Genomic DNA, 13,769 nt, shown 5'->3' on the forward strand with positions numbered 1-13,769 from the left:
ATTACCCATAGTATGCCTTATATGAGATTGATATTTTTTGAGAAAGCGGGGGAAAAATATGTTATCAACTGCAGAAAACAGTGCGTCGAAGCATTGGCTTTTATCGTCACTGTTCTGGCTCGTCACTGGTATGGCCTTTGGTTTAATCGTTGCGACGAAACAAATTTGGCCAGACTTTTTAAACTTCCAGTATATGACATATGGTCGAGTTCGTCCGCTCCACGTTATGATTGTTGTGTTTGCTTGGATGACCATGGGATTCATCGGTGCGATGTTCTACATGGTTCCAAAATTAACACGCACAAAACTTTGGAGTGAACGTCAAGGTAACTTTGCTGCTATTTACTGGAACCTTCTTATGGTAACAGTAGTTGTAGCGTTCTTAGGATTTGGAGATGTAAAACCACTTGAATACGCACAATTCCCAACTTGGATTGTGGTGTTATCTGTTATTGGAATGGTTGTTGTAGCAACAAACATTTTCAAAACAATTGCGAATCGTAAAGAAAAGCAATTATACGTATCACTTTGGTACTTTATGGGATCATTATTATGGTTACCAGCAATTACGATTATTGGTAACTGGCCATGGGCATCAGGTGCAAACCAAGCAAACATGGCATGGTTCCTAGGTCACTCAGCTATTGGTTTATGGTTAACAACAGTAGGGGTAGGTCAAATTTATTTCTTACTTCCTAAATTAACCAATCGCCCATTATATAGCCATGAGTTATCATTAATTGGATTCTGGACAATTGCAACATTCTACGTTTGGAACGGTCCTCACCATTTAATGAACGGTCCGCTTCCTGGATGGTTAAACAAAGCTGGTATTATTCCTTCTTTACTTTTAATTATTCCGGTATGGGCAGTATTAGCGAACGTATTTGGAACGATGAAAGGCGCTTGGAATAAAGTTGGTGACAACATTCCTTTACGTTTTGTCATGACGGGTGCAATTTTATACTTAATGGCATGTTTACAAGGTCCTTTCCAATCATTACCATCCGTAAACTCTGTTATTAAGTTTACACATTGGACAGTAGGACATGCTCATGTTGGACCAATCGGATTCTCGATTGTAACAATGGCAACTATCTACTACGTAATTCCTCGTATTACTGGAAAACAAATTTTCAGCCGTGGAATGATGGAAGCTCACTATTTCTTAACTGTTGTAGGTTTCTTAGTGTTTGCTTTTGCGTTATGGGTTGCTGGTATTATCCAAGGTTTCGAATGGATTAAAGGTACTGCATTCATCGAAACTGTTGATATGGTTCGTCCATATGTAGCAGCTCGTGGTATTGGTGGTTTAATGATGATTTTAGGTCAAATCATCTTTGCTATTAATATCTTTATGACACTTTCAAAAGGTGAAAAAGTAGAAAAAGGCGGCATCATCAAATCTGAAGAAGTTGCTTAATATATTTTTTTCCAAAACAGACTCTCTATTTTATAGAGAGTCTGTTTGTTTTTTTGGCATTTGTGGTAATATTTAAGGATAGACAAGGAGTGATACATGATGAAGGGATGGTTATTTTCAAAAAACGATTCTAATGAACAGCAAGCAACGTATGAGAAAGAAATAAACAAAATGAATCCCAACATAAATGTAAGTTCATATACTGAGCTTCAAATGCAAATGAACATGATTCAATTGACGAAAAAAGATTTACAAAATGTTCAATTTCTTCAACCATACATACAACCTGCTATTTCAAAAGTAGTAGATTCATTTTATGATCAGATTGAAAAAGTTCCATCATTATCAGCGATTATTCACAACCATTCTACAGTAGAACGTTTGAAGAAGACATTAAATGTTCATCTTTCTGAGATGTTTGCGGGTAACGTGGATGATGTTTATTATGAAAAACGAAAACGGATTGCTAAACGACACGTTCAGATTGGTTTAAAACAAAAATGGTATATGGGATCTTTACAAAACTTATTAAAGTCATTGATTGATATTACCGGGACTCTACCATTTGAATCAGAACTAAAGATAGAATTTATTACATCTGTAACAAAAATGATTAATTTAGAGCAACAAATTGTATTAGAGGAATATGACGAAGAATTAGAAAAAATGGTTCAGGAACAAGGAAATAAAAAAGCGATTATTTTACAATCTATTTCTGATACGGGTGAAAATTTAGTTCAATTAAGTGACCAGACAAAATCATCGGTAGACCAAATGAATCAAGATGCCGTTTTAATTCAACAACAAACGATTGCAGGGACAGAAAAATCAGAAGAATTAGTAGAAACAACTGCAAAAAGTAAACAAGATATTTCGGTGATGACGAAACTTTTTGAATCGATTAACCGAGAAATGAATCAAATGACAAAAAATATGACGGTTTTAGCAGAAAGATCAAATCAAATTGCTGAAATTATTAATATTGTGCAAGGTATTGCCGATCAAACGAACTTGCTTGCGTTAAATGCTGCTATCGAGGCTGCTCGAGCTGGAGAATATGGAAAGGGTTTTGCTGTCGTAGCAGATGAGGTACGAAAACTAGCGGAACAAACAAAGGATTCTGTTAAAAATGTTCGCGAATTAATTGAAGATACCATTGATCAAATTAATGAACATTCGAAAAAAATGAAAAACATTACGGAAGAAGTTGAAAAAGGACACGATGTAATCGGTGAAACGACGGAAACGTTTGATCAAATGACACATGATATGCATGAAACACAAAAACAATTTATTCAAGTGAATGATTATGTGGAAGAGCTTCACAGAGAAATTATGCGTGTCGAAAAAACGGCAAATGAATTAAATGATACAATCATGAACTTACAAGCATTAACGCAGAAAATTTAAGTAAAATATAAAAGAATGGATACCCTAAATCTATAACATATGAAAGATAGAGGATGTGATGAAACGGCATGAATAGTACAATAGTGCAACAAGGAAATGTACAGCTTCATACGTTAAAGACAAAAAAATTTAAAACAACAACGATTGCAATTTATATGCAAGCTCCATTGAAGAAAGAAACGCTTGCTATGCGTTCTATTCTTGCATATATTCTACAAAGTGGTACTGAAAAATATCCGTCCACGGCTGCCATCAATCAACATTTAGAAAATCTATATGGGGCCACTTTAACAGCAGATGTATCAAAAAAAGGAGATTATCAAATTCTTGCGTTCCGGCTTGAAATCGTAAATGAAAAATATTTGCGTCATGCATCAGATATTTTGAACGAGGGATTAGCTTTTTTAAGCGAGTTAATATTACATCCATTAACGGTAAATAGTGCTTTCGATTCGAAAATTGTCCAGCAAGAAAAAAAATCGATGTTGCAAAAAATTGAAGGTATCTATGATGATAAAATGAAATATGCAAAGCAACGTCTAATGGAAGAAATGTTTCCAAACAATCCGTATGGCGATTATCTTTTTGGTACGAAAGAATCAGTGGAAGCTATTTCTGCAAAAGAATTATATGACTATTATTTGACTTGTTTACAAAATGACCGAATTGATTTGTTTGTCGTTGGGGATGTGGAAGAAGAAAAATTACCGGCTGCCATTGATCGTTATTTTTCGTTTCCTCATTCTGAAAAAAGACTAACTGTACAACAAAATGCGGTCATGCAACAAGGGCAGGAAGAAAAAGTAGTCCATGAACAAGAGCAAGTGAGTCAAGGAAAATTAAATATTGGTTTATGGACGAATACGTCGATTCACGATGCTGATTATTTTGCTTTACAAGTTTACAATGGTATTTTAGGTGGTTTTGCTCATTCTAAATTATTTATGAATGTACGTGAAAAGGCAAGTTTGGCTTATTATGCAGCATCTTATTTTGAGTCGTATAAAGGTGCCTTGTTTATATTAAGTGGAATTGAAACAAAAAATTATACACAAGCAGTGAAAATTATTAAAGAACAGTTAAAAGCAATCCAAGATGGGCACATCACTGGCGATGAATTGTATCAAACGAAACAACTGTTAGCAAATCAATTATTAGAGTCCACCGATTATCCAAACGGGTTAATTGAACTGTATTATCAAATTTTGATGGGTGGCCATGTTTCAACTGTGGACGATTGGATTAAAAAAATAGAGCAAGTGACCAAAGAAGATATTCAACAATTCGCTCAAAAAGTAAAAATTTCAACCATTTATTTCTTAAAAGGGAAAGAAGGTGCGGGAAAATGAAAAAAATCGTATTTGAAACGTTGAATGAAACGTTATGGCATGAAAAACTAGATAACGGTTTAGATGCTTATGTTCTAAATAAAGAAGGATTTCATAAAACATACGCAACGTTTACAACTAAATATGGTTCCATTGACCGACACTTTACTCCAATTGGTTCTATGGAAGCGATAGAAGTCCCAGATGGCATTGCTCATTTTTTAGAACATAAAATGTTTGAAAAAGAAGACGGGGATGTATTTTATACGTTTAGTAAACAAGGTGCTCAAGCGAATGCTTTTACGTCTTTTACACGTACAGCATATTTATTTTCTTCTACATCAAACGTAGAAGAAAATTTAATGACGTTGCTTGATTTTGTGCAAGAACCTTACTTTACCCAAAGTTCTGTAGAAAAAGAAAAGGGTATTATTGGGCAAGAAATTCGAATGTATGACGATAATCCGGATTGGCGAGCATACTTTGGATTTATTGAAAACTTATACCATACACATCCAGTACGAATTGATATCGCAGGAACTGAAGAATCGATTTCACATATTACGAAGGACTTACTGTATACTTGTTATGAAACATTTTATCATCCATCCAATATGTTATTGTTTGTCGTTGGAGCGGTTAATCCAGAACAAATTATGGAATCTATTCGTAAAAACCAAGCAAAAAAAACATTTAAACAACCGAGTCCGTTACATCGATATTTTGAGGAAGAACCAAAAGAAGTATGGAAAAAGGAACGGACATTGCATATGCCCGTTCAAGTGTCAAAATGCTATTGTGGATTTAAGCAAACAGCTCCTTATCATCAAGGAGAAGAATTGTTAAAATATGAATCAGTTGTTGAATTATTACTCGATTATCTTTTCGCTTCGAGTAGCCCATATTATGAAAATCTATATGAAGAAGGCTTAATCGATCGTTCTTTTGGATATAGCTATACAGAAGAAAATGGATATGGTTTTGTAATGATTGGTGGAGACACAAAAAATAGTGATCTGCTAAGCAAACGAATTCAAGAAATAATCGAGTCATTTTTACATGAATCGCTAGATGAAGTTACTTTAACGAGAATTAAGAAAAATAAAATCGGGAAATTTATGCGGGCATTAAATTCACCAGAATACATTGCCAACCAGTTTACTCGTTATCAATTTAACGAAATGAACTTATTTGATGTTCCGAAAGTATTAGAAAACATCACGTTAGACGATTTAGAAAAAGTTCGAAAAGAATTGTTTCAATTTGATTACTATTCTGTTTTCCATGTTAAACCTAACCAAACGAGTGGTGAAATAAATGAGTAAAGTAGCGTTAATAACCGGAGCTAGTGGGGATATCGGGCAAGCGATTGCAAAGTCGCTTGCCTCTCATTTTTCTATTTTATATGTCCATTTTTATCAAAATAAACGAGCGGTAGAAGAACTAATGAAGGAAATGCCAGATTCTGTTCAATGTATTCCTGTCCAGAGTGATTTATCTAAGCCAGATGGAGTAGAGGTACTTTTACATCAAATTATTCATCCGATTGATTGCGTTATTTACAATAGCGGGAGTAGTTATTATGGTTTAATAACGGACATGCTTCAAACAGAAGTAGAAGAAATGGTTCAATTACATACAACCAGTCCTTTTTTATTAATCCAAAAATTACTTTCATCGATGATTCGAAAAAAAAGTGGAAGAATCGTTATTATTTCCTCGGTATGGGGAATTGTTGGTGCATCGTGTGAAGTTCTTTATTCGATGGTGAAAGGGAGCCAAATTTCTTTTGTGAAAGCATTGGCAAAAGAAGTGGCTCCTAGTGGTATTACGGTTAATGCGGTTGCACCTGGAGCCATTGACACAAAAATGTTATATACATTTTCTGAAGAAGAAAAAGAGGAGCTAAAAGCAGAAATTCCTGCGGGAGAATTAGGTACACCAAGCGATGTTGCGCATGCTGTTGCTTTTTTAATTTCTGAGCATGCTCATTATATTAATGGCCAAGTTCTTTCAGTAAATGGAGCATGGTATTAAGAAAAAAACATGCATATTTTTTAACGCCTTACGCAAAATAATGATGACTAACTTGTAAGGAGGAAAATATATGTCTGTGCTCAATAACTTTGATGATTGGAAAAGTTTTTTAGGAAACCGTTTAGAAGCAGCTCAAAATCGAGGTATCTCTGATGATACAATTAGTGATGTTGCTACGCAACTTGGAGGTTTTTTAGCACAATCTGTTGATCCAAAAAACGAAGAACAACGATTGCTCTCAAACATGTGGCAAGTAGCTTCAAAAGAAGAACAGCGTTCCATTGCAAATATGATGATTAAGTTAGTGCAAAACGAACAATAAAAGAAGGATTGTCATATCCTTCTTTTTTTTATGCAACGAAATGTAAACTGTAGTGACTGTTCCTTTACTATGATTTGTAAAAGGAAATATTAATCAATCATTAAATTTAAGAACAAAGTAACATTTTTTATTATAATAAAATTTGTCATAATAAGTAGGGGAATACATAGGGTGGGTCTTTCCTTTTTTACTTAAATCGAGTAAGATTAGGACTGAAGAGATTTTTATTCCATTTAAATGATAAGGGAAAGCAAGACCTTTTTAACGGTACAATGGATGAATAAAAAGAAAAATAAGAAATATAATGAAAATCATTGGTCGATGCATGGTGTATTTAATTAAGGAAGGTCCTCCTATTGCATACTTTTGTAACATAGGAAATTTGACGGAAAAGGTAAAAAATTCACAAAAAATTTCTTTGACCAAAAAATTTATATTTCATTTCACGTAGAATCCGAAAATGGCTCATACTTTTAAAGATGGTGACGAATAAATAGATAGAAAAATGATTGTAATGGCAGGTGTTATCATTGACAGAACTTGGTTTAAAACTTCAACAAGCTCGTCAGGAAAAAAATATTTCATTAGATGAACTTCAAGAAGTAACGAAAATACAAAAAAGATATTTAGAAGCGATTGAAAATGGAGAATATGAAAAGTTGCCAGGGCAATTTTATGCACGTGCGTTTATTAAAACATATGCAGAAGCAGTTGGATTGAACCCTGACGAATTGTTTGAGAGTTTCCCTTCAGATACACCAAAGTCAGCGGAACCAGTCACAGAAACGTTACAGCGACCTCAAAAAACAAGTAGTAAATTAACAGATTCAACGAAATTTTCTTCTTATTTTTCAAAAGCGGTTCTTGTGATAGCAGCTATTTTTGTTATTGCTATTGTTTGGTTTTTACTCCAATCAGGTGGGAATACAGAAAAGCCAGAAGCAACGGAATCTGGTGAGTCTTCGGTAAAAGTGGAAAAAGGGAATACAAACCCTGAAAAAGATTCACTTGTTGTAGAAGAAGAAAAAAACGAAAAAACGAAAAAAGATATAACTAAAAAGGTAAAAGAAGACAAGAAAAAAGAAACGTCCGCCCTTACTATTACAGAACAATCATCTACTGAGCTAACAATTGAAACGCCAGAAAAAATAAATGTTGACATTTCCTTTTCGGCAGAAACGTGGATGGATGTCAAAAATGGTTTAGGGAAAACATTTGTTGCCAAAATGTTTAATGAACAAGATGTATTTCAAGAGGATTTATCGTCAGAAGATGAAATCCGTATTAAATTTGGATACGTACCAGCAGCAAAATTAAAAATTAACGGCGAAGAAGTTGTGTTACCTAAAGAAGGGGGACTTTATAAGGTAATTATTCAAAAAAAGTCCATTGAAAATACAACGACCAATAATGATGAAACATAAAAGAGTCATCACATTCGGTGACTCTTTTATGTTTCTAAAGAAGAAAGAATGACATAAATAGGGTAGAATAAGAAAGATAACAGATTTGTGGTCGTTTCCCTACTCGAAAAATGTTGAATTATTTGATACAATGGAAATTGATTTATTTGGTAATTAGAGGAGGCTTTTTTGTGAATGTTCCAAATAAGATAACAATCGCTCGTGTTTTTTTCATTCCTATTTTTATGATTTTTTATTTAGTGCCTATGCCCTCATTAGGACAAGTGACCATTACATCCGTGCAAATACCTGTGTCTCAGATTATTGGAGCTCTTTTGTTTATCATTGCTTCGACAACTGACTGGATTGATGGATATATCGCGCGAAAATACAATTTAGTCACGAATTTAGGGAAATTTTTGGATCCTTTAGCAGATAAATTATTAGTAACAGCTGCTTTTGTTACATTAGTAGAATTTGGAAGTGTTCCTGCTTGGGTAGCAATTGTTATTTTAAGCCGTGAGTTTGCTGTTACAGGTTTACGTACAGTAGCAGCAGCTGAAGGTGCTGTCATTGCAGCTAGTCCATTAGGGAAACTAAAAACATGGACACAGATGATTGCATTAGCAGCATTGTTGTTACATAACGTTCCATTTGCAATGTGGGATTTTCCCTTTGATCAAATCATGTTATATTTAGCAACAATCATTACGATTATTTCTGGAGTGGATTATTTCGTGAAAAATAAGGAAGTTGTGTTAAAATCAAAATAATCCATATTTAGCAAGCTGTTTTTAGTGATTGCTTGAATCCTTAAAGCAAGGAAGTGTCAAGATGAATGCGGAAATTATAGCTGTTGGTTCAGAATTACTTTTAGGACAAATTGCTAATACTAATGCGCAATTTATGTCAGAACAGTTAGCTGAACTTGGTATAAATGTGTATTATCATACCGTTGTTGGCGATAATGAAAAAAGATTAGAACAAGTAATTGATATTGCAAGAAATCGTTCAGATGTGATTATTTTTACTGGAGGATTAGGACCTACAAAAGATGATTTAACAAAAGAAACGATTGCGCGTATGTTACATAAGTCTTTAGTCATGGATCAACAAGCGTTGCAACATTTAGAAGATTATTTTCAAAAAACAAATCGTATCATGACAGAAAATAATAAAAAACAAGCGCTTGTCATAGACGGATGTAAAATTTTAAAAAATGACGTTGGGATGGCTCCTGGGATGATTTACGAAGATAAAGATGATGACAAAATATATTTATTATTTCCTGGAGTACCAAAAGAAATGAAAGAAATATTTATTCATTATGCGATTCCGTATTTATACAACGTCATCGATGAAAATGCGTTTATTGAATCACATGTGTTACGATTTTTTAGTATTGGGGAATCACAATTAGAACATGACTTACAAGATTTAATTGATGAGCAAACGAACCCAACGATTGCCCCGTTAGCAAAAGACGGGGAAGTAACGATTCGAATAACAGCTAAACATGAAATTCGTGATGAAGCATTACAAATGATTGCAGAAGTAGAAGGGAAAATTTTAGCACGCGTTGGCGAATATTTTTATGGATATAATGATACATCGCTTCAAAAAGAAGCGGTAGCATTATTGAAAAAGAAAATGTGTACCATTGCTAGCGCGGAAAGTTTAACCGGTGGGCTTTTTGGAAAAATGATCACAGAAATAAGTGGGGCATCGAGTATTTATCGTGGCGGTATTGTTTGTTACGCTAATGAAGTAAAAGAACAATTATTACATGTTCCAAAAGAAGTACTAGCAACAGAAGGAGCTGTTAGTGAAACGACAGCTCGCATTTTAGCAGAAGAAGTGCGACGGTTACTACGAACAGACATTGGTATTAGTTTTACTGGTGTAGCTGGACCAGAAAAGAGTGAAGGAAAAGACGTAGGAACTGTTTATTTAGGTGTTGCATCACAAAATAAAACAGAGGTTTACTTATTAACATTAGCTGGTTCACGAGAGTCTATCCGCAAACGCACGGCAAACTATGGATTTTATTATATTATGAAACATTTAAAGAAAGGAATTTAGCATTTATATGAAAGATTTTGAAACGTTTAACATTTCTAAAGAAACTAAAGAAGCATTGAAACATATGGGGTTTGAAGAAGCATCTCCAATACAACAACAAGCTATTCCTATTATTTTAAACGGGGATGATGTGTTAGGGCAGGCGCAAACAGGAACAGGGAAAACAGCTGCATTTGGTGTACCAATGGTTGAAAAAATTCAGAAAAGACCATTTGTTCAAGCATTAGTATTAACACCAACACGTGAATTAGCTATCCAAGTAGCGGCAGAATGCCAAAAAATTGCAAAGTTTAAATCGATGCGTATTTTACCTATTTACGGGGGGCAATCGATTGAACATCAAATTAGAGCGTTAAAACAAGGTGTACAAATTGTCATCGGAACACCTGGAAGAATTTTAGATCATTTAAAACGAAAAACATTGCACGTCGATCGTATTCATACGCTTGTATTAGATGAAGCAGATGAGATGTTAAACATGGGCTTTATCGATGATTTGAAAAAAATTATGAAATGGGTTAATAAAGATCGACAAACATTACTTTTCTCGGCAACGATGCCAAAAGAAATTAAGCAACTTGCTCTCCACTACATGGATGAACCAAAAATTATTTCATTAAGCCCGAAAAAAGTAACGGCTCCATCTGTTCACCAAATGTATTTTAAAACAATGGAAGCAAACAAATTAGATACGTTATGCCGAATTTTAGATAGTACAGATGTTGAGCTAGGTATTATTTTTTGTCGGACCAAAAAAGGAGTGGCAGAGTTAACCGAAGCGCTTCAAGCAAGAGGCTACTTAACGGACGGTTTGCATGGTGATTTAACACAAACACAACGTGACCATGTGATGCAAAAATTCCGTGATGCTTCTATTGAATTTTTAATTGCAACGGATGTAGCAGCGCGAGGAATTGATGTGGAACATGTTACTCACGTGATTAACTATGATATTCCACATGACCCAGAAAGTTATGTACATCGCATTGGCCGTACAGGAAGAGCGGGAAGAACTGGTGAAGCATTGACATTAGTAACGCCAGCTGAAATGCGTCATTTACGTTCCATTGAAGATGAAATTAAAATGACGTTAAAATCTTGCAAAATTCCAACGATGGAAGAAGTAGCAAAAAAACGCTATGATGTTTGGAAACAACAAATTACCGACCTTATGGATGGTAGCCAACAAGATAATTTTCTTACTCCTCTTGTTAACGATTTGTTAACAAATTATGAAGCAAAAGATGTGGTAAGTTCATTGCTTCGATTAGCGTTTATTAGTGAAACAGTAGGTACAGAAGAAATTCAACATTTCGGAGATACAGGTGCCGAAAAAGGAATGGTTCGTTTCTTCTTAAATGTTGGTCGAAATGTAGAATTTACACCAAAAAATTTATCTGAAACAATTGCTAATTTTGCAGGTGTTTCTCCAAAACAAATTGGTAAAATTAATATTTTTGAGAAATTCTCTTTTGTTGAAATTCAAAAAGAAGTAGCGCCGTTTGTTTACGAAGCAATTAAACATTCAAAGTTAAATGGCTACCGAATCTTTATTGAACCTGCAAAACCGAGAGAACGAGCAAAAGTAATGAAATAACTTATGAACAAAAAAGTCATGTTATCCACATGACTTTTTATTTTTTTTGTAAAGACGAATAAACGTTCGTTGTTTTTGTTGGCAAATGAACAAAAAAAGGCTATGATTAAAGCGTAGGAAAAATATTAAAAAGGAGGTCTTCTCTTGAGTGATCGTAAACAGGCTTTAGAGATGGCGTTACGCCAAATTGAAAAACAATTCGGGAAAGGTTCGATTATGAAATTAGGCGAACAAACCGATGCTAAAATTTCAACCGTACCTAGTGGCTCGATTGCATTGGATGTTGCATTAGGAATCGGTGGATATCCTCGTGGACGAATTATTGAGATTTATGGTCCGGAGTCGTCAGGTAAAACAACTGTTGCTTTACATGCTATTGCAGAAGTGCAAAGACAAGGAGGACAAGCTGCTTTTATCGATGCTGAACACGGTATGACTTGTTGCTAGACCAAATTTAGTGGAAACGCTATGTGAAAATCTAGCGAGATAATCAACGGTTTACATGTTTTGATTATCTTAACTGTATTTCTGAAATGGTTGGGGAAGGACCAACCCTGTGATAACGTTGGATCACACGCTCTAATCCCCCGACATGCAGGAATGGAGCACTACATTGTCTGTGTGAAGTTCGGAGAGGTCGGCGAAAAACAGACCTGAGAAGTGGTTAGTGAAGTAGTCGGGAGTCCCAAACGTTTCTATGACTAAAGGGTGCAAAGCACAAGAATGAACCCTCGGTAGTACGGCTCGTGAAGCATGGTAAATCGAAAAAGAGGAAGATTTATCATTTTGTAAACAAATCAGTTTTGGTTTATGTATTCGTGTTTGCGTAAACTAATTTAAACCGGTAATGGTTTTTAGCTTCTAGTCCCCCAACGATGGACAATGAAGTAACTGACGGGTTAGAGAGGGAGTCTAAGGAAACGGTAAAAGGATAAGAAATATGGTACAAGTGAACCTTTCTAGAACATGTAAAAGGAGTGTTTCCTGATGGTTCTAAACAGGAGGAAATGCCTGTTGAAAGAAAGGGGCAGCAGCCTGTAGTAATGTTGATGAGTAGCCGTTAGTCACTACGTACAGTAATGGACGAAGGAGGAGAAAACTACTCGGAGTGAAGGGGCATAGTCGAAAAGAAGAGGAAATCTTCTTTTACAAAGACGAACAACTTTTTTTGTGACCTCGCAACAATCCTCGTGTACAAAAGAAACGAGCAATCTATCAGTGGAAGAAAATTATCTTCTTTTGAATAGAGTGATATTTTTAATAAAAATGTCGTTTCTATTTTATCATTGGAACGATTTTTAATGATGATGAAGTTAAACGGAACATGTAGAGGTACGGTTGGTTCGTAAATGTAAGAATTCGATGGAACGCCGTATGCGGTGAAAGTCGCACGTACGGTGTGAAGTGGGGGAAAATGGCTCCTAACAGTTAGGCTGAGGATGACAATTACCTATCACTATCGCTTGATCCTGAATATGCACGCAAACTAGGTGTAAATATTGATGAATTATTATTATCACAGCCAGATACTGGTGAGCAAGCGCTTGAAATTGCAGAAGCATTAGTCCGAAGTGGAGCGGTAGATATCGTCGTTATTGACTCCGTTGCAGCGCTTGTTCCGAAAGCGGAAATTGAAGGAGAAATGGGAGATACTCATGTCGGACTTCAAGCGCGTTTGATGTCACAAGCATTGCGTAAATTATCTGGTGCAATTAATAAATCAAAAACGATAGCAGTATTCATTAACCAAATTAGGGAAAAAGTTGGAGTTATGTTTGGAAATCCAGGTGTGCTTTGTTCTTAGACAAACTGTTGCTGAAAGGCACAGCGAAAACTAAGGAGCATCGTGTTAGATGCTTAACTCTTTATCATGATTTTGAAAGGGGTAGTTCCTTTCCTAATAGAATACTGGCTATTAGAAACCCTAAAACTACGACATGCAGTTTTCTACTTATCAAGAAACTGTATGAAGCTCGTTAAAGTCGCAGAAAAATCAATCTAAGGACGAATAAGTATCTATGATTGGAGAAGTATGCGGGGGCTATAACGTCGCTATGTCTACCGAAAGGGAATCTCTGTATGTACGGCTCGTAACCAATTGTCTATTGAAAGATGGATAATCGTAAAAGGTCTGAGAGTGGTTAGACATTTCTGGATGTGGAAGACT

Annotated in this window: 10 protein-coding genes and 2 pseudogenes; all 12 read left to right on the plus strand. The window is 35.2% G+C overall.

Annotation, left to right across the window (positions count from 1 at the left end; genetic code table 11):
- The first annotated feature begins 58 nt into the window (after positions 1-58).
- The gene (locus BN1372_RS05870; RefSeq protein WP_062197916.1) at positions 59-1,423 is read left to right on the plus strand and encodes a cbb3-type cytochrome c oxidase subunit I; all 1,365 of its coding nucleotides are present in this window, start codon (positions 59-61) and stop codon (positions 1,421-1,423) included.
- Positions 1,424-1,522: 99 nt separating this feature from the next.
- Positions 1,523-2,833 carry a globin-coupled sensor protein gene (locus tag BN1372_RS15480; protein ID WP_062197917.1) on the plus strand — a complete coding sequence of 437 codons (1,311 nt, stop codon included), beginning with the start codon at positions 1,523-1,525 and terminating at the stop codon, positions 2,831-2,833.
- Positions 2,834-2,901: 68 nt separating this feature from the next.
- The gene (gene yfmF / locus BN1372_RS05880) at positions 2,902-4,182 is read left to right on the plus strand and encodes an EF-P 5-aminopentanol modification-associated protein YfmF (protein ID WP_062197918.1); all 1,281 of its coding nucleotides are present in this window, start codon (positions 2,902-2,904) and stop codon (positions 4,180-4,182) included.
- A complete protein-coding gene (gene yfmH, locus BN1372_RS05885) occupies positions 4,179-5,486 on the plus strand; it encodes an EF-P 5-aminopentanol modification-associated protein YfmH (protein ID WP_062197919.1) in 1,308 nt (435 codons plus the stop codon). The genes yfmF and yfmH overlap by 4 nt, the downstream gene beginning before the upstream one ends.
- A complete protein-coding gene (gene ymfI, locus BN1372_RS05890) occupies positions 5,479-6,198 on the plus strand; it encodes an elongation factor P 5-aminopentanone reductase (protein ID WP_062197920.1) in 720 nt (239 codons plus the stop codon). Before yfmH ends, ymfI begins: the two co-directional genes overlap by 8 nt.
- A 70-nt stretch (positions 6,199-6,268) precedes the next feature.
- A complete protein-coding gene (locus BN1372_RS05895) occupies positions 6,269-6,520 on the plus strand; it encodes a DUF3243 domain-containing protein (RefSeq protein ID WP_062197921.1) in 252 nt (83 codons plus the stop codon).
- A 530-nt stretch (positions 6,521-7,050) separates the two neighbouring features.
- Entirely contained in the window at positions 7,051-7,944 is an 894-nt protein-coding gene (locus BN1372_RS05900; RefSeq protein WP_062197922.1) for a helix-turn-helix domain-containing protein, read from the plus strand.
- Positions 7,945-8,114: 170 nt separating this feature from the next.
- The gene (gene pgsA / locus BN1372_RS05905) at positions 8,115-8,696 is read left to right on the plus strand and encodes a CDP-diacylglycerol--glycerol-3-phosphate 3-phosphatidyltransferase (RefSeq protein ID WP_062197923.1); all 582 of its coding nucleotides are present in this window, start codon (positions 8,115-8,117) and stop codon (positions 8,694-8,696) included.
- 61 nt (positions 8,697-8,757) lie between these two features.
- Positions 8,758-10,005 carry a competence/damage-inducible protein A gene (locus tag BN1372_RS05910; protein ID WP_062197924.1) on the plus strand — a complete coding sequence of 416 codons (1,248 nt, stop codon included), beginning with the start codon at positions 8,758-8,760 and terminating at the stop codon, positions 10,003-10,005.
- Between the two features lie 7 nt (positions 10,006-10,012).
- Positions 10,013-11,602 (plus strand): DEAD/DEAH box helicase, encoded by a 1,590-nt coding sequence (locus tag BN1372_RS05915; RefSeq protein ID WP_062197925.1) that lies wholly within the window; start codon positions 10,013-10,015, stop codon positions 11,600-11,602.
- A 144-nt stretch (positions 11,603-11,746) separates the two neighbouring features.
- Positions 11,747-12,037: pseudogene (locus BN1372_RS05920) on the plus strand (recombinase RecA); the annotation flags it as partial.
- A gap of 1,024 nt (positions 12,038-13,061) precedes the next feature.
- Positions 13,062-13,388, plus strand: a pseudogene (locus BN1372_RS05925) (recombinase RecA); the annotation flags it as partial.
- Positions 13,389-13,769: the final 381 nt, after the last annotated feature.

The sequence above is a fragment of the Massilibacterium senegalense genome, assembly GCF_001375675.1.
GTDB lineage: Bacteria > Bacillota > Bacilli > Bacillales > Massilibacteriaceae > Massilibacterium > Massilibacterium senegalense.

Bases quoted from the DNA above. Each gene is read 5' to 3' on its own strand.
- BN1372_RS05915 (WP_062197925.1), top strand. From the start codon at position 10,013: ATGAAAGATTTTGAAACGTTTAACATTTCTAAAGAAACTAAAGAAGCA.
- BN1372_RS05870 (WP_062197916.1), top strand. From the start codon at position 59: ATGTTATCAACTGCAGAAAACAGTGCGTCGAAGCATTGGCTTTTATCG.
- BN1372_RS15480 (WP_062197917.1), top strand. From the start codon at position 1,523: ATGAAGGGATGGTTATTTTCAAAAAACGATTCTAATGAACAGCAAGCA.
- ymfI (WP_062197920.1), top strand. From the start codon at position 5,479: ATGAGTAAAGTAGCGTTAATAACCGGAGCTAGTGGGGATATCGGGCAA.
- yfmH (WP_062197919.1), top strand. From the start codon at position 4,179: ATGAAAAAAATCGTATTTGAAACGTTGAATGAAACGTTATGGCATGAA.
- yfmF (WP_062197918.1), top strand. From the start codon at position 2,902: ATGAATAGTACAATAGTGCAACAAGGAAATGTACAGCTTCATACGTTA.
- BN1372_RS05910 (WP_062197924.1), top strand. From the start codon at position 8,758: ATGAATGCGGAAATTATAGCTGTTGGTTCAGAATTACTTTTAGGACAA.
- BN1372_RS05895 (WP_062197921.1), top strand. From the start codon at position 6,269: ATGTCTGTGCTCAATAACTTTGATGATTGGAAAAGTTTTTTAGGAAAC.